We start from the raw sequence: 24,277 nt of genomic DNA, 5'->3' as shown, positions 1-24,277 counted from the left end.
AGGGAAGAGGCACGCCGCTAGCGGCTGGAGTTAACAACAGGGATTACTGTTGGGTGCTGAATAGCGGCCAGCCCGACAAGATAGCTAGTACAGTGTACTTGTGGGCGATTCGGGCCCTTTTGAAAACCCTGCGACCTCAACCTTTATTGCACCTGCGGTCCCGCGCCGCTATTCCTTCTGATCCATGAAAGTTTTTACCCGGCTCAGTCCTTCCAGTGCCAGTTCATAATCGGGTGCATAGCGGAGTGCGACTTCATAATCCTGTTGTGCCTCCTTCAGATTGCCCAGTAACTCACTGGCGTAGCCCCGGAAGAAAAAGCCCCTGATGTGCACCGGATCGTTTTTGATTACGAGGTCGAACTCCCGAAAAGCGCGCTCGATGCTGTCCATTTCCATTAACAGCAGGCCTGCATTGAAAAAGCCGGCTACGTATTGCCGGTCCACCAGACTAGCCCGCCGGTAGGTCTCAATGGCTTTATCGATTTGCTCTGTATCCCGCAGATAATCTGCCTTAGCATGCAGGGCGTAAGCATCTTCCGGATCAATGGCCACCGCCGCATCGAAATACTGGCCGGCACGCGGCAGGCCCTTGGCGAAGAGTAGCTGCCCGAGGCTGATGAAAGCGTCCGTCATATCCGGATCAATCTCGGTCACTTCTTCGGCGGCCTTAATGGCCCGGGCCGTGTCCCCCGTTTCCAGGAAGGCCTCACTTAGTAAGAGATAAGCATCGGGGTTGCGGGGGTCCAGGCGCGTCACTTCATTGAGTGACTGAAAGGCATCATCATATTGCTTCAGGATGATCTGCGTCTCCGCCAGGCGAAGTTGGGTCTCTACCTTATTGGGTTCAAGTTGCGCGGCCCGTTCCAGCGTACGCAGGGCAAGCCGGCTACGGTAGTAATCGAGATAGACATCGCTTAGGTTGTAGTGGTAGCTGATGTTGGTACTATCGATGAGTAAAGCCCGCTGCAGGTCAGCGATGGCGGCATCATAGTTGTCTTTGTCGTACCACATCGTGGCGCGCTGGGCCAGGAGGTCGGCGTCAGCCGGATTAGCGGCGATGGCCGCATTGAGTTCGTTAATGGCCGGGTCTCCGGAATCCGGCGTTTCCGTGACAGCCCGTTCAGGTGAAGTTTCCCCATTACAAGCGAAGAGGAAAAGAAGAATTAACAATGGAAGGAATCGATGCATAAAGTAGTATAGCTTTGTGGCCAACGAATTAACGCTGACGAACGCAAAGTTACTATGCCCCACCCCACCCCGCTGGTTGAATGTATTGTGAATGTTTCCGAAGGTCGGGATGCCGCCACGCTGGCGGCCTTCGCGGCGGCGATTCAGGCGGTTGATGGCTGCCAATTGTTGCATCAGGATAGTGGGGAGGGGGCTCACCGGACCGTTTTCACCTTCGCAGGAAGCCCGGATGCCGTTTTTGAAGCGGCCTACCATATATATAAGGTAGCGGCCGAGCGGATCGATATGCGTCGCCATAAGGGCGAGCATCCGCGCATTGGGGCGGTGGACGTTTGCCCTTTCGTTCCCATCTCCGGGATCAGCATGGAGGAGTTGGTGGCGCGCACGCAGGTGCTGGGGGAGCTTTTGGGGCAAAGCCTGGGCATCCCCGTTTATTTGTACGAAGCGTCCGCGTCTGCTCCTCACCGCAAGAACCTGGCGGACATTCGCCGGGGCGAATATGAAGGACTACCCGAAAAAATAAAGGACTCCGACTGGCAACCGGACTACGGTCCGGCGCTTAACGAGCGCTTCGGCGCAACCGTACTCGGTGCCCGCCCTTTCCTGATTGCCTGGAACATCAATCTGGCGCCGGAGGTGTCGCTGGCCACAGCAAAAGCTTTGGCGGCGAAGCTGCGCGGTAGTGGCCGCCAAGGAACGCCCGGCCTCTTTCCCGGTCTCAAAGCCATCGGCTGGCACATTGAAGAGTTTGGGCGTTGCCAGATCAGCTGCAACGTCGTTGACGCCGACAAAACCGACCTGGCCCGCGTCTACCTCACCTCCGTTAATCTGGCTGAGGGTATGGGGGGCCGGGTTACGGGCTCGGAGCTCATTGGCCTCATCCCCGAAAAGTATCTCCGCAAAGCTGGCAAGGCTTTTTGTTTTGACGGCAGCCGGGAGGGGGAGCTGGAGGCGGCCGTTGCCGTCCTCGGCTTATCAGATTTGGAGGCGTTTGACTGGCGGGAGCGGGTGTTGGAGGAGTTGGTGTAGCTCGCCGGAACGCTATCCAGCCTGCAAAATTATTGTTCCGTAACTGGCCCCTTTGGCCAACAACAATAGGCATTATAGGGAGTAGATCCACAATGTGTTACAATTCTCCCATCAGAGTCAAGCGTTGCATATGCTCGCTGGCTTAAAAAGCCTGCTTGACAGGCTGCATATAATGCAATCCCAAACATGAACAATAATGAAAACACAACAATACGTTTCACAAGGCAGTATTTTAGTGGTAAATTTTAGCAATATAAAGAGTAACTCCTTCCTTGGATTCTACTTCATTAATGTTTTGAGTTAATAACAAACGTCCGTCTTGAAAAGAAGTAACTAAACTATTTACTTTCGCAGGTAAGATTGTCTGATAATACTTCTCAGAGGAACGTTCTCGAACAACTAGATAGTTTTTATTGTTTTTTACAAATAATTTAAAACCATCCTCCGGACTAACCCCTTGCTTTATTTCATCTTGTGGCACACCAGACCTAACAGAGAAATACAGGTATCGATCATCTATTGCAACACCCGTAAAAGAACTCGTCGTATATAGGCTATAGATCATTGGTGTATTAATCGCCTCTTCTTGAAACCAAGGCAAATTGATATCATAAGCCTCTTTGATTTGAAAAGGCGCAATTAATGTGTAAAGGGCATATCTAGGTACGGGGTTACATACCACTAACAACTCGTTTTTATTACTGGCATTAATACTTGAAAAATTATAGTATCCACGCGGAGATTGAGTTGAGCGCATCTTGCTTTCAGGATCTATCTCTAACACATGGTTCTGATACATTAAATCTTCATATTTGTAGAAAGAAAAAAGCTTGTGCTTTTGATAAAACTCCGGGTCAGTTGTCATTAATGTCTCCTCTCCGCTATTTTGATGGGAAACAAGAAAGCCATTTAATGAATCCTGCTCCATGACTGTATGAACCGATGAGTTCATCATGTCTATTAAAGGAGCTTCTTCGCGAGCTGATCTTACAAGTTGTCCTTCTAGGTTATACAAGTGTACACCACCATCAGTCACCAGTAGAATAGACTTTTCCCCAAGCAATCCAAAACTGCTTACCCTGTTCCCCATCAAACCATTCTCAAATAATTTCATTTGACGGATCAGACGGTAGCCCTTTGTATTACTATAGCTTCCTAATTCAAATGCTTTTTCATTTGGCTTGTCATACAATAAATAATGCACTACTTCTTCCCCTGATTCTATCATCCCTCCGTACCAATATTCATTTTCTGGTTGTGGGAGAGTGATTGAATCCGTAATGGCAAAATCAATTTCTATCGGGGCATGATATTGTTTATTCTGGTCGTCAGAGTCGCAGCTATAAACAAGTAACAGCGATAGGGCAAAGAGATTAAAAATTTTCATTAACCTACTGGTCTTGTGCTCTAGGACCTGATGGAAGACAACAAGACGACTGTGCAATAAAGACATTACAGTACGAGTGCACCTGCCCAGTTACACTGGTCGATATAAGATAAGGCTGGCTTTTCAACTGTACCCGCAGGACACCTAGAGGTTTGAGCGTCCATTATGGGGAGAAAAGAAAAGATTGATATTAATAAGGCTATAATATATCGCTTCATCAAAAATAGGATTTAGTTTTCTTATGACCTATATTATAAAATAGGCCATCTAATTTCATGCCTGCAATATACGTGTGTGTGTGTGTGAAACTACAAACCCAAACAGTATTTTTCTGTCGAAAACCTTAAAGTCGCAAGCAATCAATCTGAAACTCCATAGAAAATTAAGATTTCGCCTATCTACGCAACTACTTTGTAGCTACAGCAAAAGCTAACACAAGGATGTGAATCAAGTGACTATTTTCTGAAATGGAAACTGAGTGAGTTATTTTAAGTGCCTGTTCCAGTAATTGCCCTACAGGGCGAAAACAAGATTGTCACTTTTGGTTCACCCCTTTGGAGAGTTAGAGAGGGTTACAGCGACAATTTGATTGTACCCGCCCTGTAAAGCCCCCATCATTTTAATTTGTCTGTACTTTCGATTATTCGGACATTAGCCGTGTTTAAGTCTACCAATCATGCAAAAATTCTTTTTCCTCTTTTTCGAATTGTTGCCTTGTTTCCTATTTGCTCAATGGACGACTACGGCCGACGATATAGACCCCAAGCATTACTACGGCATCACTGTAGCTAACGGGATGGTGGGTCTGGTGAGCAGCCCGGAGCCCATGCGCATTCAGGACGTTGTACTTAATGGGGTATACGACAACTACCAGCGAGGGCGGGTTTCTAACATCCTTAAAACGTTCAACCACCTGAACATGAATCTTGACGTGGATGGTGCACGCATTGGACCTAAAAACATCAGCAACTTCCGTCAGGAGTTAAACATGAGAACGGCAGAACTGGTAACGACCTTCGACGTAGGAGATAAGCTTTCCGTCACCGGCGTAAGCCCCGAGGAGAAAACTTTCGTCGTAAAATGACAACACCGTTAACTGGCATAGCTGCGGGCTTCCGGCCCGTTTACAACATCCAACAGATTACTCCCTTCGGCTCTGGCCACATCAACACTTCCTACCTGGTAAAGACGAATAGTAGCAGCTACCTCCTTCAGCGCATCAACCACCACGTTTTTCCGGACGTGGCTGCTCTGAGCGCAAATATTGAGAGCGTCACCGATCATCTGCGTAAACGGATCGCTACGGCGGATGGAGAGGCCGGAGAGCAAATGACGCTTCGCCTGATCCCCGCCCACAACGGTAAACGCTGGCATCAGGATGAAACGGGTGGTTACTGGCGGATGTATGATTTCCTGGAGGGCTTAGTCTCCTACGATGTAGTAGAAACCGCGGAGCAAGCTTACGCTGGCGCCCGTTCCTACGGCCACTTCCTGAATTTCCTCTCCGACTTCAATGCGAAGCAGCTCACGCCCGTATTACCGGACTTTCACAACGTCGTCTCCCGACTGCGGAACTTCGAGGGTGCCCTAAAGTCCAGTGTACCGAAACTGGCAGAAAGGGTCCGCCAATGCCCGTCCGAAATTAAGCGAGTGTATGAACTGGCGGATGGGCTAACGGCCATCCAGCGGGCCTGGGAGAACGGTAAGCTCTCCACCCGCGTCACCCATAACGACACCAAATTCAACAACGTGCTTCTGACGCCGGACGGTCGGGGAAGGGCGGTTGTCGACCTGGACACCGTTATGCCAGGCATCGTTCACTTCGACTACGGAGACGGCATCCGCACCGCCACCGCCACGGTGGCGGAAGACGAGGCGGACCTACAGTTGCTGGACGTCGACCGGGAGAAATACCGGGCCTTCACGGAAGGCTATCTCTCGGTTACCCGGGACCTACTGAACCCGGCGGAGCTACACTATCTGCCGCGCTCCGGAGCCCTTCTGGCGTACCTGATGGCCGTTCGTTTTTTGACCGACTACTTTGAGGGCGATGTTTACTATACAACGAAGTATCCAGAGCACAACCTGGTGCGGGGGCGGAATCAGTTAAAGCTAGCGGAGCTTTTACTCAAAAATTGAGTCCGAATCTTACCGTCTCTTTATACAACCATGATAATCGGCTATTAGTCAGGTCATTGTGTCTTTCGCTTCAATTTCAATCAGCTCTAAAATAAACGACGGTACCATGCCAGCCTCTCAAGTGGCGCATGATACCGTCAAAATGGAACACACTTACAAACACAGAGGTCTTAAAACCATTCCTGAGCCGACAAATCATTATAGACTGCCTGGACCCCCTGGGATAAGCCTATTTGATGTCTCCAGCCATGGGCGTGGAGCTTACTGACGTCCATTAATTTTTGGGGAGTGCCATCAGGTTTACTTCTATCATGAGTAATACTTCCTTCAAATCCTACGACATCTTTAATGAGATGAGCGAGTTCAAGAATGCTTATATCTTTTCCGGTACCGATATTGACAAACCCATAGTCACTAAATTCCTTCATGAGGTATACACAAGCATCAGCCAGGTCATCAGCATGAAGAAATTCCCGCCGTGGAGAACCGGTGCCCCATATTACCACCTCGTTATCGCCTCGTTTTTTTGCCTCATGAAATTTTCGAATCAATGCTGGAAGAACATGACTGGTTTTAAGATCATAGTTGTCGTTTGGGCCATATAGATTGGTTGGCATAACTGAGATAAAATCACAGCCATATTGGTGTCGGTAGGCATCGCAAAGCTTAATGCCCGTGATTTTGGCAATAGCATATGGTTCATTGGTTGGTTCCAGAGGGCCGGTAAGCAGACTTTCTTCAAGAAGTGGCTGCGGAGCCAATTTGGGATAGATACAAGAAGACCCGAGGAACATTAATTTACCCACCTTAGTTAATCGTGCCGCTTCGATTACGTTTGCTTCGATCATTAGGTTATCGTAAAGGAATTCTCCGCGGTAAGAATTATTTGCCAGAATGCCTCCCACCTTAGCGGCTGCCAAAAAAACATACTCTGGTTTTTCGGCGTAGAAAAAATTTTGGACGGATTGTTGATTTCTTAGGTCAAGTTGCTTGCTGTTACGGAACAAGATATTTTCAAAACCCTTTTTTTCCAGATTTCTAACGATGGCAGACCCCACCATGCCGCGATGGCCTGCAACATAAATTTTAGCGTTTTTATTCATTGTTCTTTTTGAGTACGTTTATAATTTCCCCGGAGATGCTCTATAGACCTTGGTGTTTTCCTTCACTTGAAAGAGGATGGTCGAACCGGCAGGAACAAATACTGCACGATTAGAGAGGTCTAGTTTTACGCCCTCCCCTTCTTCGATCAGGCAGCCTTCCAGCAAAAACAGCACACTAGGCCCCCTAAGAGTATCGAGCAAGAGCGTTTTCCCTGCCCTGGGCGTAGCAACAGCAAGTTGAAAGTCTGGTGCGGGAGTAGGATAAATCCTCCAATCTTCTTCTGTTTCTGAGGCCGTTAACAGTTTTGGGCGGACGGGACAGAAAGAGATATGAGCCAATAGTTCTGGCACATCAATATATTTCGGAGTCAAACCACAGCGCAGCACATTATCACTATTGGCCATGATTTCAACGCATATACCCTCTAAGTAAGCGTGTGGGACACCAGCGTCCTGATAGATAGCCTGCCCCGGGAGTAAGTGTACAATATTGAACCAACAAATACTGAAAATGCCCCGGTCATGGTGTTGTTCCTGGCTATACTTTTTTACCGCTTTGTGTATCCAGTGAGCGATATCCTCTTTACTTGTCTTCTCGTACGGTGGTAAGCTATCAATAAGAGGCTGCAGAAGCCGATCCACTACAGATTGTTCGGCGGACATGACGAACTCATATAACTGCTGAACTCCACCTTTACGAAGTATGGGTTGCAGTGCTTCCCAGCCGGGCACTTTTTGGAGGGTCCAGGCGATGCATTCTTCGTCTCGAAAACCATGTAGCAGATAGAAATCGGTGAGCGCCACCCCAAGTTCTGGTTTGTGATTATCGTCCCGGTAATTACGATTGGGTGCCGTCCGCTCAGGTCCACAGGCTTCTTCACGGGCAAAACCACGTTCCGCAGCGGCTTTGTTCGGGTGCACCTGAATAGAAAGCATTTCACGAACATCCAACACTTTGAAAAGAAACGGCAGGCGATCACCATATCGATGACTTATGGTCTCTCCCAGGCTTTTAACAGGGTTTGCCCTAATCAGATCACGTAAACTTAGCTCTTGTCCTAAAACGCGGGCCGGGGCTCTGGGGTGATCTCCCAACCAGAGTTCAGCAGTAGTTTTTCCCTTGAGCATTTTCTTACCGGTCAAGGTAGCCAGATAATCATAGCCCCCCCAGTCGTAGTGCTGAAGAGTGCCTTCAAGATAAGTGGCGGAGGTATTTCTCATGTTTTTAAGTTTAAATAGGTGTAATATTCCGCAAGTAAACCTGCTTAAGCCATGGCTTTACGACCGACTGGCTTTCGTCCAATACTTTCATATTGGAAGCCATTTTCCAGCATTCGTTGCACATCATAGAGGTTTCGCCCATCAATAACTACGGGGTCTTTTAACAATGACTTCATATGATTAAAATCAGGAGTACGAAACATACTCCATTCGGTCATGATCGCCAGGCAATCAGCATTGCGGATTGCTTCATATTGATCTTCGCAAAAAGTTATTTTGTCTCCATAAATTTTGCGGACATTGCCCATTGCCTCTGGATCGAAAACCCGGACATTAGTTCCAGCTTTCAGGAGTCGGTCTATCGTGTACAAAGCAGGAGCTTCCCGGATGTCATCTGTATTGGGTTTGAAGGCTAATCCCCAAAGAGCAATGGTTTTACCGCCAATTTCATCTCCAAAATGTGCTTCCAGTTTATCTGCTACCCGAAACCGCTGTCGGGTATTGACATCCATGACTGCATCAAGGATTTTGAACGAATACCCATATTGGTCAGAGGTATGCGCCAAAGCCTGTACGTCTTTAGGGAAACAGCTACCACCATATCCTACACCTGGAAAGAGGAAACGTTTCCCGATCCGGGTATCGCTGCCCATACCTTTCCGAACTGCATCTACATCAGCACCAACCTGCTCACAAAGGTTAGCTATTTCGTTCATGAAAGAAATGCGAGTGGCCAAATAAGAGTTGGCGGCATATTTAGTCATTTCGGCGGAGCGCAGATCCATGATAATAATTGGATTTCCTGAACGGACAAAGGGTTCATAAAGGCGCTGCATCATATCTGCTGCTCGTTTTGAGTCTACGCCAATAACCACTCGGTCAGGCTTGAGGAAATCATCAACGGCCACCCCTTCCCGAAGAAACTCAGGATTTGAGACTACGTCGAAGAGCGTTTCATCAAGGTGCTCACCCAATACTGCCCGGACTTTTTCTGCCGTCCCTACGGGTACAGTACTCTTATCCACGATAACCGTATAGCGGTTAATCATTTTAGAAAGCTGGCTGGCGACTCCAAGAATGTATTTAAGGTCTGCCTGCCCGTCTTCCCCCGGAGGTGTAGGTAGGGCGAGAAAGATAATTTCAGCCATATCGACCGCTTCCTGTAAGTCTGTGGTAAAACTTAGTCTCCCCTGTCGTTGGTTCCGCTCGAAAAGAACGTCGAGGTCAGGCTCATAGATTGGGACTTCGCCATTACGCATCTTGTCTACTTTGGCCGCATCGATATCGACGCAAAGAACAGAGTTTCCGGTTTCGGCAAAGCATGTTCCGGAAACCAGGCCAACGTAGCCCGTTCCTATTACTGCAATTTTCATGTTATGTGAATTCTCTTAAAGAAATGAGTGATAATAAGTGTATTTCGCGAAAGGGAATTTCAGGACAGAGATAGCTATACGTATTCCGCCCCAAATTCCTGTTCGGCTAAACCACGTAGCTTTTTGATTTCCTGTTCCCGGTTACGGGGGTAGACGAGTAGCACGTCCTTTTCGTCGATGATCATAAGGTCATCCACTCCACCGACAACTACCAATTTTTCTGGCCGGGCACGGATTAGAGTATTATGAACGTCCTCAGTAATCGTCCGCTCAGCGGAAATTACGTTACCGAAAGCATCCTTATCACTTTCATCATGCAAGGCTCCCCATGCACCAAGATCGGACCATCCAAATTGAGCTGGTATGGTGAACACATTCGTAGCGTTTTCCATAATGGCATAATCCACCGATATACTAGGAGTTTGAGGATAGAACTCATTGATGAAGGATTGTTCTTTTTCAGTGTTGTAAACTGACATTCCACGGTGAAGCAGCTCATAAATTTCAGGAGCGAATTTTTTATAAGCAGCAAGAATTGTTTTTGTACTCCAGATAAAAATTCCGGCGTTCCATAAATAGTTACCCGTTGCCAAAAAGCCTCGTGCCTTCTCTTCATCAGGTTTTTCTGTAAATCGACGAACAGGGTAGACTCCATGGTCGACTCCTTCGCCTTCAAACTCAATGTAACCATAGCCGGTATGGGGTCTGTCAGGACTAATACCCAAGGTTACAATTGCATTTTGGGAAGCCGTGAACTCAAGAGCCCGATTAATATTTTCCGAAAAAAGAGTCTCATTGGTAATCAGAGCATCACTGGGTGCAATAACAAAATTTGCTTCTTCATTCAGCGCATGGAGCTTAAAAGCGGTGTAGGCTACACAGGGAGCAGTATTGTTACGGCTTGGCTCGCAGAGGATTTGATTGTCTGCTAATTCAGGTAAGTGTTGTTTTACCTGGTCCAGATATTTCCCATTAGTGACAATGAAAATTTTTTCCGCGGAGGTTACCTTCAGAAACCGTTCGAAAGTAATACGCAAAAGGCTGCGGCCGTCTCCGGTAATGTCCAGAAACTGTTTAGGTTTATGCTCGCGGCTGGCAGGCCAAAACCGGCTGCCTACGCCGCCGGCCATAATGGCTACATAAGTGTTGGTGTTCATTTAAATTTGTTTTTTTGATGGGTAGTTATGCCAGAAGACAGGTTCAACGTTTGGCTAAGGACGATGAAACACCTGAAGGAGTAAAAAACACCCCGTGGCTTAAATGACTTATTTACTGTTTTCTGTAGTCTGGTAACCTTAACAAGAGGTCTGACTAGTTTTGACGGTTTCTAAGAAGTATGGCAGCGTACGCTTCAAGCCTTCAGCGCGATCTACTTTTGGAGTCCAACCCAGTACCTTTTTAGCCAGACTAATGTCAGGCTTACGCACTTTAGGATCATCTACCGGCAAGGGGCGTTCGTCCAGAAAAGCATCTTGATTCCCGACCAACTCCAGTATTTCCCGGGCAAAATCCAGCATGCTTATTTCGGAAGTATTTCCAATATTTACGGGCTGTGCATAATCACTAAGCAGGAGCCGATAAATACCATCCACCAAATCATCTACATAGCAGAAAGACCGCGTCTGGCTACCATCACCGAAGACAGTTAGTCCCTCGCCCCGTATCGCCTGGCTAATGAAAGCGGGTAAAACCCGTCCATCATTGATACGCATTCTTGGGCCATAGGTGTTAAAGATGCGGACTATCCGAGTCTCCAAACCATGGTAGGTATGATAAGCCATCGTCATTGCCTCCTGAAATCTCTTTGCTTCATCGTATACTCCTCTTGGGCCTACGGGATTGACGTTTCCCCAATACTCTTCGGGTTGGGGGTGAACCAGGGGATCTCCATAAACTTCGCTGGTGGAAGCGATGAGCATTCTTGCCCCTTTAGCTTTAGCCAACCCAAGTAAGTTATGGGTACCAAGGCTCCCCACCTTGAGAGTCTGAATCGGCATTTTCAAATAATCAATCGGGCTGGCGGGGCTGGCGAAATGTAGAATATAGTCCAGTTGACCAGGTACATGAACGAATTTGCTCACATCGTGATGATAAAACGCGAAGTCTTCACGAGGCATCAGATGAGCAATATTATCCATCGATCCAGTCAGAAGGTTGTCCATGCCAATAACACGAATTCCTTCAGCCAGGAAACGATCACACAGATGGGAGCCTAAAAAACCGGCGGCGCCGGTAATGAGGGCAGTTTTAGTTTGCATTGTAGTTTGTTTTTTGTGTTTACAAGAAAGACCTTAATTTACTTAAGACCTTGGAGTGGTATTTTTTTCGGTATGCTCTATTAATTTTCACATAGACTACGCGTTCCACCAGCCAGGAAAATCCAAAACAAATAATAGAGTAAAGCAGAAGTCTTAACCCTGACTGAGCAAAAAGAAGATCATCAAGGTAAGTAGCATTGGAAATCATAAAATAATGGGAAATATAAAGGCCGTAGGATATTGGTGCTAATTGAATGAAGGGAGTCATCAATTGATCAAAAAACAACCATCTAAAATGACACCAACAAAGGGAGACCAATATGGCAAATACAGCAAAAAAAAAGTGCCTCACCTCAAGTATCGGGCTTAACCCAACACCTCCTTCCTCGTAATTAACAATCACATTGAGTACTAAAACAATACTAATAATTACCATAATGGTCAAAAGAGGCAATAGTCTTAATAGCGTTATTTTTTCTTTTTCGGCATACAGCCTGGCCAGCACCACCCCACTCCACCAAATAACCAGATACATAAGCTCCCGATTGATGAAATTCGGGCAAATAACGTATGTCCCGGCGGCAATTACTCCAAGCCCATAAACTATCTGAGAAGATTTTTGTGGAAAAAAGCGCATAATGGGGAAATAAAGCATGTAAAACCACCATTCATAACTCAAAGACCACAGAGGAGAATTGCCAAATAGCGGAGCTACAATAACGTTAGGTTTAATCCAGTCTAAATCCTGCAGCATTAGCATATTTAACAAAAAATCCGTCCAACTCACTCTTACAGAATCAGATTGAAACAACACCAGCGCATAATTGGCCATGAATACACAGAGGAGAGGAATATATATTCGGATAAGTCGTTTGGTGAAATAGGTACTAAACGATTTATCTTTCCCTTTGGAGAAAGAAATTTCTATAACAAATCCAGAAATAATAAAAAACAAAATAACTGCCTCCTGTCCAAATCGGAATAATAACGAAAGATCCCATCCAAAAGCGAAAAATGAATTAAAAGTGTGATGAAGTATTACGTACAAGGCAGCCGCCCCACGGATAGCTTCAAGTTTAAGAAGCTTATCTTGTCCTGTTCTTTTTCTATCAGGACCATACATTTTTGGGTTATTCATTATGTCTGGTGCACTAATAAATCTTGAGCAACCATTTTATTTTGCTGTTCAAAGTGAGGCTTCTCCTTTTGTCTCTGACCCAGGAAAGAACATCCAAATAATGGTGAGAAACCCGGTAGAGTACGACCCCGTCAGGCACTACACCCTGATCATTTTCGGCAATTAAAACATGATCCGAAGAGTCAATTTTTTGTCTTCCGAAAGAAATTTTGTTAGGTAATTTTAAACGATGGAACTCACGTAGTATCGCAGGGGTTCCGCCATCCCGATCACAAATTTTAAAGAAAAATCGGGAGCCATCCACCATTTTTTTTTGACGTTCCAGCCGGCGGCACCATTTCTCCAATGCCTCTTCCTCAGAACCATAATGTACAAAATGGATTTCTACATCCTTTAGTATACCCAATGGATATATTGCGGTGGATGGCCTCCAGCGGGACACGTAACCCTTTGGGAAGGTCATCGGTTCGGCCAGGTAATTGTCCAGATCGGCCAGAAGGCGTACAAAGTCTGGCCCAGGTACGAACAACCCAATAAATGGAGTATTATAGGGACGGCCAAGGCGTTGATAAACTTCTCCACCAAAGCAATTATTGGCAATTAACACAAAGTCATCCATACTGTAATATGCCCGATCAAACCGGACAGAAACAGTTCTAACCCACTGCCTTATTGGATAAATAATGGCCACCGCTTTACTCGTATTGCTGCTTAATCAGGAATCCTTCCCGTTTTAGAATTTGATCCCTACGGAACAGCTCAATATCTGCCTGGACCATCTCCGAACACATCCTCTCCAGGGTGTATTCTGGCTTCCAACCCAGCTTATTAATGGCCTTAGTAGGGTCTCCCAGTAGTAACTCTACCTCCGTAGGACGGAAATAGCGAGGGTCAACTCCAACTACCTGAGTACCTACTGAGAGAGGAAAGTCTACATTACGAATGGATTTAATCACTCCGATTTCATCCACTCCTTCACCTTTAAATTCCAGCTCTACCCCGACCTCGCGAAAACTCATTATGACGAAATCCCGCACACGGGTAGTCACCCCGGTAGCCAAAACGAAGTCTTCAGGTTCGTCCTGTTGAAGCATTTTCCACATTCCTTCAACGTAATCTCTGGCATGTCCCCAATCCCGTTGAGCGTCCAGATTACCTAAATAGAGGTTTTCCTGAAGGCCCAGGCTGATCTTGGCAACGGCACGGGTAATCTTCCGGGTTACAAAAGTTTCTCCCCTGAGCGGGCTCTCATGATTAAAGAGTATTCCGTTACAGGCGAACATGCCGTATGCCTCCCGGTAATTAACCGTTATCCAATACGCATACAATTTTGCAGCGGCATAAGGAGATCTTGGGTAAAAAGGCGTCGTTTCACTTTGGGGAACTTCCTGCACAAGTCCGTATAGCTCCGAGGTGGAGGCTTGATAAAACTTGGTTTTGTCTTTGAGCCCAAGCAAACGTATGGCTTCCAGTATGCGTGTTGTACCGATACCGTCAGCGTCCGCAGTATACTCAGGCATTTCAAAGCTCACCTTCACGTGGCTCATTGCTGCCAAATTATAAATTTCATCCGGCTGAACTTCCTGCACAATGCGAACTATATTCGTACTATCCGTCAAATCTCCATAATGCAGGATAAAGTTGCGATCCGAAATATCCGGCCCCTGGTAAAGGTGATCGATTCGGTCAGTATTCAGCAAAGATGCCCGGCGTTTTACGCCATGAACGACATACCCTTTATTGAGCAGTAATTCGGCAAGATAAGTACCATCTTGGCCGGTTATACCGGTGATGAGTGCGCGTTTTGCCATTTTTTTGAAATTAAAAAACCTTAACCATATTTGGCCAGGCGACTTGGAATGAAATTAGAGTTACAGACTTCATAAAGTGTGACGCAGATCATCAACAAATCAATTGTTTTTGGTATCAGAACGTCAGTCCATCAGCGTCATTGAGCGGTATCGGCTGACGCAAGTTTTGTTTAACAGGTATTTTTAAGAGTAGGTTAGGACAACCAGGCTAATTCCATGAATAGCCTATAAGACGAACTACTATTCGTGGAAGAAAATGGAACATCATTCTTAATTCCAACATCTTTGTAGGGTATTAGGCAAATTACCTACATTCCCGAATGTTAACCACTATTTCTCCACGACAAGTTTGAAACTATGTATTTTTTTGGGGCCAGTAGACACTTTGACGGAATACATCCCTGAAACCAGTGCTTTAGTAGGTAGAGTTACCCGATGACCAGGTCCGGCAGCGACAGCAGTAGATACCTCAGCAACGGTTTCCCCATTGAAGCTGTAGCAAGTGATCCTTACCGTACCATCACCTGGTGCATCGACGACAAAGTCAGTCCATTCCTTACACGGATTTGGTGAAGGAATGCTTACCGTCCAATCATTGACTAAGTCCGGAGTCACCATAGCGGAGGCAATTCTGGTCGTTGATACATTTCCGGCAAGATCAATCACCTGTAACTGATAGTAATAGAGTACCCCCGGCTCGACGTTTTCGTCAAGTATACTGTAGCTTCTATTATTAGGATCAACAGTCCGGGAAAGAAGCACCTCAAAATTTTGTCCATCCGTACTCCGGCTGATCCTGAATACATCATGGGGTTCATCGCTGAAATACTGCCATTCAAGCCGAATAGCTTTTTGCCAGGCAGATGCTCTAAAGTTCTCGATTAATGTTGGCAAGGTTGACGCACAAGCGCTAAGAATTGGCAAGTACTCGAAATCCGGAAAAAGTATTTGTCGAATTTCCTGATCTTTTGCTCCTAACCAATCGATAAGGACTGACCCAAATACATTGCGGTAGTCATATTGCATATCTACACCAGCAGATATGCTTACCTCTGGGTCAATAGTAACGTCGTCTCCAAACACTGCACCTAATGTACAGTTGCCAAATAAAAACATAGGGCCGGCATCACCATGATCGGTTCCCCGGCTGGCATTCGCCTTTATCCGTCGACCAAACTCACTATATGTCATTCCAATAACTCTATCTTCCAGGTTGAGGTTAAAGAGATCATTTTGAAAAGCGGTTACTGCTTCACTAAGCTGTTGCAATAAGTTAGCATGAAAACCTTCACTTCCATCCCCGCCAACCTGATGAGCGTGAGTATCAAACCCATCCATCCGAAGAACGTATATTTTCGTGCTTAAGCCTCCATGAATTAGCCTGGCGACGTCCCTTAGCTCGCGGCCCAACTTTGAATTGGGATATTCCACCAGATTATCTCCCAGGTCGCTGGCATTAGCAATTCGATTCCCGTAAGCATTGGTCTGCTCAATGGTGTCCAATAGAAAGTCCATATGCTCTCCATAATAACTGTCTTCAGGAATATTCCCCCCATTTTCCTGCAGTGTAGTAAAGCCATTAGTACTATCAAGCGTTTGGCAATAGTTTACAATGGGCCCTTCACAGGTAGGGTGAGCTACTGAACTAAAAGTTATGGCCAACGGGTCAGGGTTTTCTGAATTCGGGTAGCCATCAGGGTAGTCTTCAGCAGACATTGCGAGGTAACGCCCCAGCCAACCTGTCTCAAGTTCCACATCAGAGGCCGAGCCTGTTGCCCAAATATCGCTGGAACGAAAATGACTCCGGTTGGGGTTGGGGTATCCTACACTCTGTATAACCGACAACAGACCTTCTGCAAACATGTTTTTCATGCCTTCCATTGCAGGATGAATGGCCAAATTCTCCTGTAGAGGTAGCAGACGATTCTCGGGAGCAAGAAGATTTTCTCTTACTGACAATAAGCTGTCATATGAACTCAAAGGAAATAATGTATTGAGGCCGTCATTGCCTCCAAACATCTGGATGAGAACAAACACCCGATCCTCTGTACTAAAATTCAACTTGCTTAGTGAAGGATGTGAACGAGCCCTTGCGGCCAGATTATTCCCCATAACGGCCAGCGGGAGTAAGCCTGCATGTTTTAAAAAATTTCTTCTTTTCATGCTCATCCTTATTGAAGCTGAAACTCAGCCATATTAAAAATAGCTTGAAGTAGCCGTCTGACACGACGTTCAATCAGATTACTTATTTCTTCATCATTTGGATTCGAGATGAAGTCGGCGTAGAGTTCCAACCACGTAAAGGCCGGTAGCCCTTCTAAAATTTGCTCCTGAAGAATGCTCACTCGAAATGGCGAAGGTCTTTTCGGAAGAAAAAGTAAAATTAGTTGATCAATCAAATTGTTTACATCCCCGGGGGTCTCCAACGAGCTAAAAAAACCAATCAAATCCAAAGGGAGTAAATAATTATTAGTATGAAAGTGTGGGCTGGTAACTCCGTCAGAAAATTCCCGGCGGCGTTGTAGCAATACCGGACTAACCCAATTTCGGGTATAGCCTGGTGAGTCATAGTAGGCTCGCCACCCTGATACTGTAGGGCTGAAGAGAAAGGACATATTCATTGTTGAGATCAGGTTACTCAACTGACTCCCCATCTGGTAATGAATATTAGTGGTCAGATTTAAATGATCATACCCGCCTAGTGGCCGAACTACTCCAAGCACAAATTCGTAAGGGTTCTTAATCATCGCCCCCCTGAATGACAGGTCAAAAAAGTGTTGAGAACCCAATAGTTCTTTAAGTACTGTACCGATATTATAACCGTTGCTAAGCAGACGATTAGCCATACAGGCAATCACCGTTTGTTCTACCTCCTCAGGTATTTCACTGTACACAAAGTAGCGATAAAGTTCACGGCTGATCGCGTACGCGGTTTCCTCTTGTTCCAGAATCAGACTAATTAATACTCTGTATTCTTCTTCTCCCTGATTACTGATAACCCGATTACCAAAGTGGTAACTCATGATCTTTTCCCCTTCATCATGGTAGGAACTATCGAAGTAACTGTCTACCGGAGTATCATTATCGCTAAAAACAAAATCATAGTTTCGCCACCCCGTCAGGATGCGGGCTGCGGCCGCAACGTCTTGTTCAGTATAATTTGAGTAGTCGCCACCTCCTATTTGCACGCCTTTCTGAATCGTGTATAGTTCCAGGAGCTCCCTGGCATAGTTCTCATTAGGGTTATTACGATGATTAACTTCTCCGTCCAAAAACTGGAGCATACCGGGATCAACTGTAATTTGCTCAAGTAATGTACCAAAGTGCCCCGAACCGTAAGTATAAAAAAGCTCAATGGTTTTATACTGAGCCCGATGGTCAATCACCCCGCTCATCCCAAAATGGTTTACCCAGAAAAGATTTAGTTTTTCCTGAATATTAACCGTGTCAGAAAGTTTGTTATGTATGTACCAGGCGTTTAAAGACTGAATCCGGTAATTCTCATCATCCTGAACGCGGTAAGGCTTGTCTACCCAGGTGGTGCCAACGGGTATGGTCGGGTCACCGGTAAAGACGTAATTAATGGGGGGAGCCGGTACAGGCATGGGCTCAAACAGCCGGTCTATTGTAGCGGACAATCCATCCCGCACTGCCTCATGAATCTCACTTAGCTTAGGACCATACATAGCCCTTCGCAACAAATAAGCTGCTTCAGACTCTCCCCACGAACCAGAATATGGTTCCAAAGGATCTCCCACCAATTTTAGTGAATCTGAATTCATTTTGATCTTGAAATATGGGAAGCAAAGCCTCCCTCTACTAATCGCGAAAGAATCTTGTCAAACCTTGACAAAACGACACATAGGCAAGATAAAGACACATTTTGAGGCTACAAAAACAATATTCCGTTTTAACGTTTGCAAACCGCTCGAAACCATCTAAAATACCGAAACAGGCAAAACAGCTTCGCATTTATTAGGACAATCACTAATACAAGGGAAAGAGCGCAGAATTCCCTACACTGCATTTTCTTCTCCCTTTGCTACATTGAATACTGTGTACAAAATGCACCTGATATCAAGAGGAAGGCTCCAGTTTTCTAAATAGCGAACGTCATACTCTACACGCTTTTTCATTTTCCACAGCTCTTCTGTAGGTCCCCGGTATCCATTCACCTGTGCCCATCCCGTAATTCCGGGTTTAATCTTATGTCGGATCATATACTGCTCTATCAAGGCGGCATACTGCTCGGTATGCTTAAGCATATGAGGCCTGGGGCCAACTACTGACATCGTACCAAATAGCACATTAATAAACTGTGGCATCTCATCAATACTCTTTGCCCGTAAAAACTCCCCCAGCTTAAAAACTCGTTCATCTCCTTTCTGTGCCTGCACCAAGTTGCTATCGCTATTCACTCGCATTGTCCTAAACTTGATCACCTTAAAAACTTCATTATGGTAACCGGAGCGTTCCTGAACAAAGAAAACAGGTCCCGGGTCTTTAATTTTTATCAGAATACCTATAATCGGTATTAACCAGGACAAGATAAAAACGATGACCAGCAGACTAAAAAAAATATCAAAAGCCCTTTTCACCACCTTATTTCGTAACATTGACAGCGGCTCCTGCTTCAACGTCATTATGAACATATCTCCGTGCTGATGCCCTTTATACCCCCGAGGAAATATGCTAACCTCCCTGGGCGCAATTTCCACATCAATAAACTGTGCCTCACACATCTTGAGGATTTCCCGCTTACTTTCCAGGCTTAAGCGACTATAAAACATTATCACTTTCTGAATATCAGGCCGGCCAGCTAAATAGGGTTTTATATCTTGATACCCCCCTATATTATTAATGCCTTCGTATACTGAGCGGCCAAAACGCCCTACCATAGTTGCATTCTTAGGGAAAGAGTGTTCAAAAGCTTCAATCAATGCTTTGATGTTCACCTCTTCACCGCCAACCACTATATATTTAAAGGAAGCGCTTCGTCCGCGTACCCGCAAGTGATGGATAATCCGACCAGTGTTAATAGCCAGAAAGGCGATAGCATACGTCAACCAGAGGTAGCCGGAGGTAGGAGCATCATATAGTATCTGATAATAAAAAACGGTAATAAATGCCAGATGAAACACCAGGATTTTCAGGATTTTGCCTAGCTGCAACTCAATTCGTATTCTTTCGTACCAGCGATAAGCTTCAAAGTGCATAGACAAAGCGACCCAGGTAGCATTTACAAAGAACACTAGCGGCAGGTGCCTGTAGATCATATTATTAACATCAAGGCTATCGTATATCAGGAAAGCTGCCACCAAAAAGGACAGGTTTATCGCCACAAAGTCCGTGATGATAAGATCGTACCGATGCGGTACTTTTCTGATTGGGCGAGTAGCCAGGGAGCTTGCTTTTTGATGGTTTTTCGTCACAGCAAAATAATCTATGTGTTCGCAATAGAAGTTAAAAAGCTTGTCAACACCTTTTCTTTGTTCAACTTTGTTTCCGCAAAATCCCGGGCACCAATACCGTCTGCATGTCGGTTGCCTGCCAAGATTTCATCCAGCATTTCCGCCATTGCATCAGCATTTTCCGGAGCGACCAAAGAGCCAAGTTCAAACTCAGAAACGACATCATACAGGGTCGTTCCTGGTTCAGCGGTAACGAGAGCATGACCGCCGACAGCAAGTATATTCGTGAGTTTCGAAGGCATTACCAGATCAGCAGCAGCCTTTTTCTGTAAGACCAGATGTATGTCCGCAGCAGCAAGACAAGGCGCTAGTTTCTCCAATGGCTGCAGTGGCAGAAACCTTATGTTCGTTAATTTATCAGCGTCAACTCGCCTCACCAGTCGATCCTTAATACCCCCTTCCCCAATAATCAGGAAATGGATATCGGGCTGTTGTTCAAACCTTGGCGCTATATCGAACAATATTTCCAAACCCTGCTTTTCTCCTAAATTTCCAGCGTACAGGATTATTTTATCCTGATCACTGAATCCCCACTCCTCTCGCAGGGATTCGGCACGACTTACCGGAAAGATCACCTTATCGTCTACCCAATTAGGGAAAAGGAGAATATTGTTTTCAGGAATACCTTTAGCACGCAGCTTATCTCGCATCCCTGTGCTAATCGTAGAAACCAGACTCATCCTTTTCAGAAGAAATTTTTCTGTCTTCTCAAGCATCCGGAGTAAAGGGTTAGATTTAATAATACCTAAATCACGAGCCGCATCGACCTGAAGGTCCTGAATGTGATTAACCACTTTAGTACCATGCAACCATTTGTGTACCAGAGCGGGAAAGGCGAGATGAAAAGGTGGGCTAATCGCAATCACAACATCATAGCGCCGGAAGTATCTGGGAATCCACCATCGAAGTGAACTGAGCAAAAAAGAAAACTCGTGAATGATTCGTTTCATACCATTTACCTGGCCAGGCACATAAAGGGGACAGCGCAACACTCTTACCCCTCGCAGGTATTCTTTCCACCACCCCTTGTTACGGTAATCCTCACTGACAGACCACTTCGGGTAATAGGGCGGTGCCGTTATGAACTCGACCGTATGGCCTTTGCTCACAAAGAACTCTGCCATCTCACCGCTATACTTTCCTATACCCGTAAGCTCTGGCGCGTAATTAATCCCGTACATCAAAATTTTCATTCCCTTTCTAACTTATTCAGGCAGGTAGCCAGTTCTGAGGTGAAAAGGCCAGCCCCCTTTCGATTCAGGTGCGTTGGATCATTATAGCAGGTCGAGTCTGCATAAGCTTGCAGACACCGATCAAATTCAAACAAGTGGGTTTCCGGGTCCGCCAACTCTTTTATACGTTGCATGAAGCCTTGTGTCACTTCCCGATAATTTGGCGCCAGAGCCAACACCAGATTGACATCCCGCTCATGGCAAATAGCTTCGAAGCGTTTGAAGGCCTGCACTTTTTCCCGCAGTTCTAAACTTTGGTTCAGGCTGGAATCCCGGACATATTCTCCCTTGGGCAAGCTCTTATCATTTAGTTCCACCTGGGTTCCATATCGGAGAAGGGTATCATTATGTGCTGGTGGCTGCCGAAAATCAAAGGCCTGCCAATTCACCTGATGCGACACAAACAAGGCATTGAGCAGCCAATTTTTCTGCCCGCGTTTAACGAGTTCCTTTCGAACCGGGGCGTACTTCACCAATGGATAAAGCAGATCAAACCGAAAGTCGATGTATTCCTCTTTGCAAAGCTCATGGGGATCGTCAAGAACTCTTACTATCGTCTCCGGCAAGCGGTTTCTATCCACAAACAGCTCTAACAGGAAGGTAGAGAACTCCACTTCGGTGCCGTGAAAAGACAGGTTAAATACCTTCTTTCCGGTGGCTTCCTCCAACTCCGTGTTTCGGATACTCTCATCGCCACGGGAGGAGCCCATAATCAGGATATCTGCATCAATATTCCCCTCCAGCAACTCCCGGACACGAGGGTCAGACACCCGGTTTGGAACAGAATTCCTTAAGGGTAGAAAAGCCTTATCGATTACCACCAGAAACAGTAAGAAAAGCCCGCACTTAAGTACAAAGTGTTTTACCATCAAAATTGGAAATAGATAAATTCCTGTTCTTCACCCGTAAGGAAGAATATTGTAAAAATCATTGCCGCGTAGCCCAGCCAACGGGCTGGTCTTGGCCACTGTGATCCGAAATTTTCTAAAGCATGCGCCCACGATCGGCCATGCCATTCGAGGGCAAGAAAAACGGGTATAAAACCAATCACGGCCATCTCCCGTATGCTCATCCGGCCCCAGTGAGGAAGCTCGAAAAGAGAAGAAGAAATGATCTTTTTTATAATATCCAGTGCCTGCTGGATATTTTCTGCGCGAAAGAACACCCAGCTAAAGGTGATCAGAAAAAAGGTGAATACTATTTTCGCTGCATTCATCGGAGAAGGCAAAAGAGAGCCTTCGTCCACTACTCCCCAATGCTGCCGGTTCTTACCGGTTAACAGCAGGGGTAAAAAGAAGAGTGCATTGAGGCCTCCCCAGGCGAGGAATGTCCAGTTTGGTCCGTGCCAGAAACCACTTACCAGAAATATGATAAAAGTATTCCGGGCCGCCATCCATTTGCCCCCCCGGCTTCCGCCAAGGGGGATATAAACGTAATCGCGGAACCAGCTCGTCAGTGATATGTGCCATCTCCGCCAGAATTCAGCTACGTCCCGGGAGAAATAGGGGTAAGCAAAATTTCGACTGAGCCTGAACCCAAGTAAACTTGCCGTCCCCAGGGCGATATCTGAATATCCGGAAAAATCACCGTAGATCTGGAAAGCGAAAAAGATCGCTCCCAACAGCAGTGTACTTCCGGAATACAACTCATAGTTATTAAAAATATCATTAGCTAATACAGCACAGTTATCGGCAATAACCATTTTTTTAAACAGTCCGAACAGAATTTGTCGCATTCCGTCTACGGCAACCGCATAATTGAATTCCCGCTTAACTCCAAACTGAGGTAATAACTCCCTGGCCCGCTCAATGGGGCCGGCAACGAGTTGTGGGAAGAAACTGACAAACGCAAAAAACTCAATGATATCCTGTGTCGGTTTTATTTCATTCCGGTAAACATCGATCGTGTAACTAAGCGTTTGAAAGGTATAGAAGCTGATACCCACCGGGAGGATTATCTGTAAACTTGACATTTCTAGTGGGTGTCCAAAAAGGCGGAAGGCTTCCGTCAGGTTTTCTATGAAGAAATTATAGTACTTAAACACCCCCAACAAGCCCAGATTAACGGTTAAACTCACGGCTAATAAAAACTTCCTTTGCACCTGCGTCCGCGCCCGAAAAACACCTTGTCCAACAAAATAATCGATCAATGAACTAAAGGCGATCAGGAATAAGAAGCGCCAATCCCACCATCCGTAAAAAACGTAACTACTAATGAGCAAGAAGCCATTACTCCATCGTAACGACCGGTTAAATATCCCCCAGTAAAGGAGGAAAACCAGTGGAAAAAACAAAGCAAAGTCAATGGAATTAAATAACATCTACCGCGCGGAGAGGATAATCACATGCAGGGAACCTGACTTTGCTTAAAATGAATTTTGAAGGCCAAAGGAGGCTCCAGGCTGTCCCCGCTGAATGACTTCAGCTTGAAAAAAATTGGTATACTGTACTTCCGTAAATGCCGACACCCGAGTACCAAAAGGAAAAGTGAGACCTACCGTTCCTCCGGCCGCGAATTGGGTATCCGGAATCCGGTCCTGAAAGCCCGTGATATCATAATAACCGACAGCAAGGCCAGCATAGGGTCTGATTTTTCCTATGGGAAAAAACTGGTAGTTTATATTCAAATTAACGTTCCCTAAAAGGCCACGTTCCCGGAACCGGTCTTCCGGCGTTCCAACACGAAACTCCGCAGCGACAAGCAGGTCAGTTGTTATTTGCCGGGACACCCGCACGCCCAGCAGAATAGTGGGGTCATAGGTAAAATCATCAAACCGGTAAGCTGACAGTAAAAAGGAGACCCCCATTTTCAGCTGATCAGACTCCTGACTAATGGAATCTGTTTGGTCCTGTCCAGTCAGAAAAGCGGGACATAGGCACAAAAAGATGAGCAATGCAAAAAGTGGAATAAATGGGTAATCGGGCATA

Annotated in this window: 19 protein-coding genes and 1 pseudogene; 3 read left to right on the top strand and 17 right to left on the bottom strand. The window is 46.0% G+C overall.

Features of this window, described 5'->3' with window-relative positions:
• Positions 1-168: 168 nt before the first annotated feature.
• Positions 169-1,188, bottom strand: a complete 1,020-nt coding sequence (locus BM123_RS11220; protein ID WP_175489338.1) for a tetratricopeptide repeat protein — start codon at positions 1,186-1,188, stop codon at positions 169-171.
• Between the two features lie 54 nt (positions 1,189-1,242).
• On the opposite strand from BM123_RS11220, the gene ftcD reads away from it, so the two are divergent.
• Positions 1,243-2,217: a glutamate formimidoyltransferase gene (gene ftcD, locus BM123_RS11215; RefSeq protein WP_090168619.1), complete on the top strand. Its 975-nt coding sequence runs from the start codon at positions 1,243-1,245 to the stop codon at positions 2,215-2,217.
• 232 nt (positions 2,218-2,449) lie between these two features.
• Here the strand turns inward: ftcD and BM123_RS11210 are convergent, their stop codons facing one another.
• A complete protein-coding gene (locus BM123_RS11210) occupies positions 2,450-3,604 on the bottom strand; it encodes a hypothetical protein (protein ID WP_090168367.1) in 1,155 nt (384 codons plus the stop codon).
• A 676-nt stretch (positions 3,605-4,280) separates the two neighbouring features.
• On the opposite strand from BM123_RS11210, the pseudogene BM123_RS11205 reads away from it, so the two are divergent.
• Positions 4,281-4,646 (top strand): annotated as a pseudogene (locus BM123_RS11205) (glycoside hydrolase family 65 protein); the annotation flags it as partial.
• Between the two features lie 38 nt (positions 4,647-4,684).
• A complete protein-coding gene (locus BM123_RS11200; protein WP_090168364.1) occupies positions 4,685-5,743 on the top strand; it encodes a phosphotransferase enzyme family protein in 1,059 nt (352 codons plus the stop codon).
• A 170-nt stretch (positions 5,744-5,913) separates the two neighbouring features.
• Here the strand turns inward: BM123_RS11200 and fcl are convergent, their stop codons facing one another.
• The 15 genes from fcl to BM123_RS11125 form a co-directional block, all read right to left on the bottom strand.
• Positions 5,914-6,846, bottom strand: coding sequence for a GDP-L-fucose synthase (gene fcl, locus BM123_RS11195; protein WP_090168361.1), 933 nt, complete (start codon positions 6,844-6,846; stop codon positions 5,914-5,916).
• 18 nt (positions 6,847-6,864) lie between these two features.
• Entirely contained in the window at positions 6,865-8,067 is a 1,203-nt protein-coding gene (gene manA, locus BM123_RS11190) for a mannose-6-phosphate isomerase, class I (RefSeq protein ID WP_090168358.1), read from the bottom strand.
• Positions 8,068-8,111: 44 nt separating this feature from the next.
• Entirely contained in the window at positions 8,112-9,440 is a 1,329-nt protein-coding gene (locus BM123_RS11185) for a UDP-glucose dehydrogenase family protein (protein WP_090168355.1), read from the bottom strand.
• Between the two features lie 74 nt (positions 9,441-9,514).
• Positions 9,515-10,597 (bottom strand): mannose-1-phosphate guanylyltransferase, encoded by a 1,083-nt coding sequence (locus BM123_RS11180; protein ID WP_245748515.1) that lies wholly within the window; start codon positions 10,595-10,597, stop codon positions 9,515-9,517.
• Positions 10,598-10,735: 138 nt separating this feature from the next.
• A complete protein-coding gene (locus BM123_RS11175; RefSeq protein ID WP_090168352.1) occupies positions 10,736-11,698 on the bottom strand; it encodes a UDP-glucuronic acid decarboxylase family protein in 963 nt (320 codons plus the stop codon).
• A 19-nt stretch (positions 11,699-11,717) separates the two neighbouring features.
• Positions 11,718-12,836, bottom strand: a complete 1,119-nt coding sequence (locus BM123_RS11170; protein WP_090168351.1) for an acyltransferase family protein — start codon at positions 12,834-12,836, stop codon at positions 11,718-11,720.
• Positions 12,837-12,849: 13 nt separating this feature from the next.
• Entirely contained in the window at positions 12,850-13,455 is a 606-nt protein-coding gene (locus tag BM123_RS11165; RefSeq protein ID WP_217642158.1) for a DUF1919 domain-containing protein, read from the bottom strand.
• Between the two features lie 76 nt (positions 13,456-13,531).
• On the bottom strand, positions 13,532-14,647 hold the full coding sequence (gmd, locus tag BM123_RS11160) for a GDP-mannose 4,6-dehydratase (RefSeq protein ID WP_090168346.1): 1,116 nt from the start codon (positions 14,645-14,647) through the stop codon (positions 13,532-13,534).
• A 330-nt stretch (positions 14,648-14,977) separates the two neighbouring features.
• Positions 14,978-16,810: a DUF1501 domain-containing protein gene (locus BM123_RS11155; protein ID WP_175489337.1), complete on the bottom strand. Its 1,833-nt coding sequence runs from the start codon at positions 16,808-16,810 to the stop codon at positions 14,978-14,980.
• A gap of 8 nt (positions 16,811-16,818) precedes the next feature.
• Positions 16,819-18,429 (bottom strand): DUF1800 domain-containing protein, encoded by a 1,611-nt coding sequence (locus tag BM123_RS11150; RefSeq protein WP_090168340.1) that lies wholly within the window; start codon positions 18,427-18,429, stop codon positions 16,819-16,821.
• A 234-nt stretch (positions 18,430-18,663) separates the two neighbouring features.
• Positions 18,664-20,079 carry an exopolysaccharide biosynthesis polyprenyl glycosylphosphotransferase gene (locus BM123_RS11145; RefSeq protein WP_175489336.1) on the bottom strand — a complete coding sequence of 472 codons (1,416 nt, stop codon included), beginning with the start codon at positions 20,077-20,079 and terminating at the stop codon, positions 18,664-18,666.
• 11 nt (positions 20,080-20,090) lie between these two features.
• Positions 20,091-21,311: a WcaI family glycosyltransferase gene (locus BM123_RS11140; protein ID WP_090168337.1), complete on the bottom strand. Its 1,221-nt coding sequence runs from the start codon at positions 21,309-21,311 to the stop codon at positions 20,091-20,093.
• Entirely contained in the window at positions 21,308-22,219 is a 912-nt protein-coding gene (locus BM123_RS11135) for a hypothetical protein (RefSeq protein WP_090168334.1), read from the bottom strand. Before BM123_RS11135 ends, BM123_RS11140 begins: the two co-directional genes overlap by 4 nt.
• Positions 22,219-23,670 (bottom strand): MBOAT family O-acyltransferase, encoded by a 1,452-nt coding sequence (locus BM123_RS11130; protein ID WP_090168329.1) that lies wholly within the window; start codon positions 23,668-23,670, stop codon positions 22,219-22,221. Before BM123_RS11130 ends, BM123_RS11135 begins: the two co-directional genes overlap by 1 nt.
• 45 nt (positions 23,671-23,715) lie before the next feature.
• The gene (locus tag BM123_RS11125; protein WP_090168326.1) at positions 23,716-24,276 is read right to left on the bottom strand and encodes an outer membrane beta-barrel protein; all 561 of its coding nucleotides are present in this window, start codon (positions 24,274-24,276) and stop codon (positions 23,716-23,718) included.
• Position 24,277 lies beyond the last annotated feature (1 nt).

This window comes from Neolewinella agarilytica (assembly GCF_900110645.1).
Taxonomy (GTDB): Bacteria; Bacteroidota; Bacteroidia; order Chitinophagales; family Saprospiraceae; genus Neolewinella; species Neolewinella agarilytica.
The sequence above is the reverse complement of the archived record's forward strand: the minus strand, read 5'-3'. Positions and strand labels throughout refer to the sequence as shown.

Coding starts and splice junctions, on each gene's coding strand:
- BM123_RS11135 (WP_090168334.1), bottom strand. CDS start 22,219: ATGGTAAAACACTTTGTACTTAAGTGCGGGCTTTTCTTACTGTTTCTG.
- BM123_RS11175 (WP_090168352.1), bottom strand. CDS start 11,698: ATGCAAACTAAAACTGCCCTCATTACCGGCGCCGCCGGTTTTTTAGGC.
- BM123_RS11140 (WP_090168337.1), bottom strand. CDS start 21,311: ATGAAAATTTTGATGTACGGGATTAATTACGCGCCAGAGCTTACGGGT.
- gmd (WP_090168346.1), bottom strand. CDS start 14,647: ATGGCAAAACGCGCACTCATCACCGGTATAACCGGCCAAGATGGTACT.
- ftcD (WP_090168619.1), top strand. CDS start 1,243: ATGCCCCACCCCACCCCGCTGGTTGAATGTATTGTGAATGTTTCCGAA.
- BM123_RS11185 (WP_090168355.1), bottom strand. CDS start 9,440: ATGAAAATTGCAGTAATAGGAACGGGCTACGTTGGCCTGGTTTCCGGA.
- BM123_RS11210 (WP_090168367.1), bottom strand. CDS start 3,604: ATGAAAATTTTTAATCTCTTTGCCCTATCGCTGTTACTTGTTTATAGC.
- manA (WP_090168358.1), bottom strand. CDS start 8,067: ATGAGAAATACCTCCGCCACTTATCTTGAAGGCACTCTTCAGCACTAC.
- BM123_RS11200 (WP_090168364.1), top strand. CDS start 4,685: ATGACAACACCGTTAACTGGCATAGCTGCGGGCTTCCGGCCCGTTTAC.
- BM123_RS11150 (WP_090168340.1), bottom strand. CDS start 18,429: ATGAATTCAGATTCACTAAAATTGGTGGGAGATCCTTTGGAACCATAT.
- BM123_RS11125 (WP_090168326.1), bottom strand. CDS start 24,276: ATGCCCGATTACCCATTTATTCCACTTTTTGCATTGCTCATCTTTTTG.
- BM123_RS11220 (WP_175489338.1), bottom strand. CDS start 1,188: ATGCATCGATTCCTTCCATTGTTAATTCTTCTTTTCCTCTTCGCTTGT.
- BM123_RS11170 (WP_090168351.1), bottom strand. CDS start 12,836: ATGAATAACCCAAAAATGTATGGTCCTGATAGAAAAAGAACAGGACAA.
- BM123_RS11180 (WP_245748515.1), bottom strand. CDS start 10,597: ATGAACACCAACACTTATGTAGCCATTATGGCCGGCGGCGTAGGCAGC.
- BM123_RS11165 (WP_217642158.1), bottom strand. CDS start 13,455: ATGGATGACTTTGTGTTAATTGCCAATAATTGCTTTGGTGGAGAAGTT.
- fcl (WP_090168361.1), bottom strand. CDS start 6,846: ATGAATAAAAACGCTAAAATTTATGTTGCAGGCCATCGCGGCATGGTG.
- BM123_RS11155 (WP_175489337.1), bottom strand. CDS start 16,810: ATGAAAAGAAGAAATTTTTTAAAACATGCAGGCTTACTCCCGCTGGCC.
- BM123_RS11130 (WP_090168329.1), bottom strand. CDS start 23,670: ATGTTATTTAATTCCATTGACTTTGCTTTGTTTTTTCCACTGGTTTTC.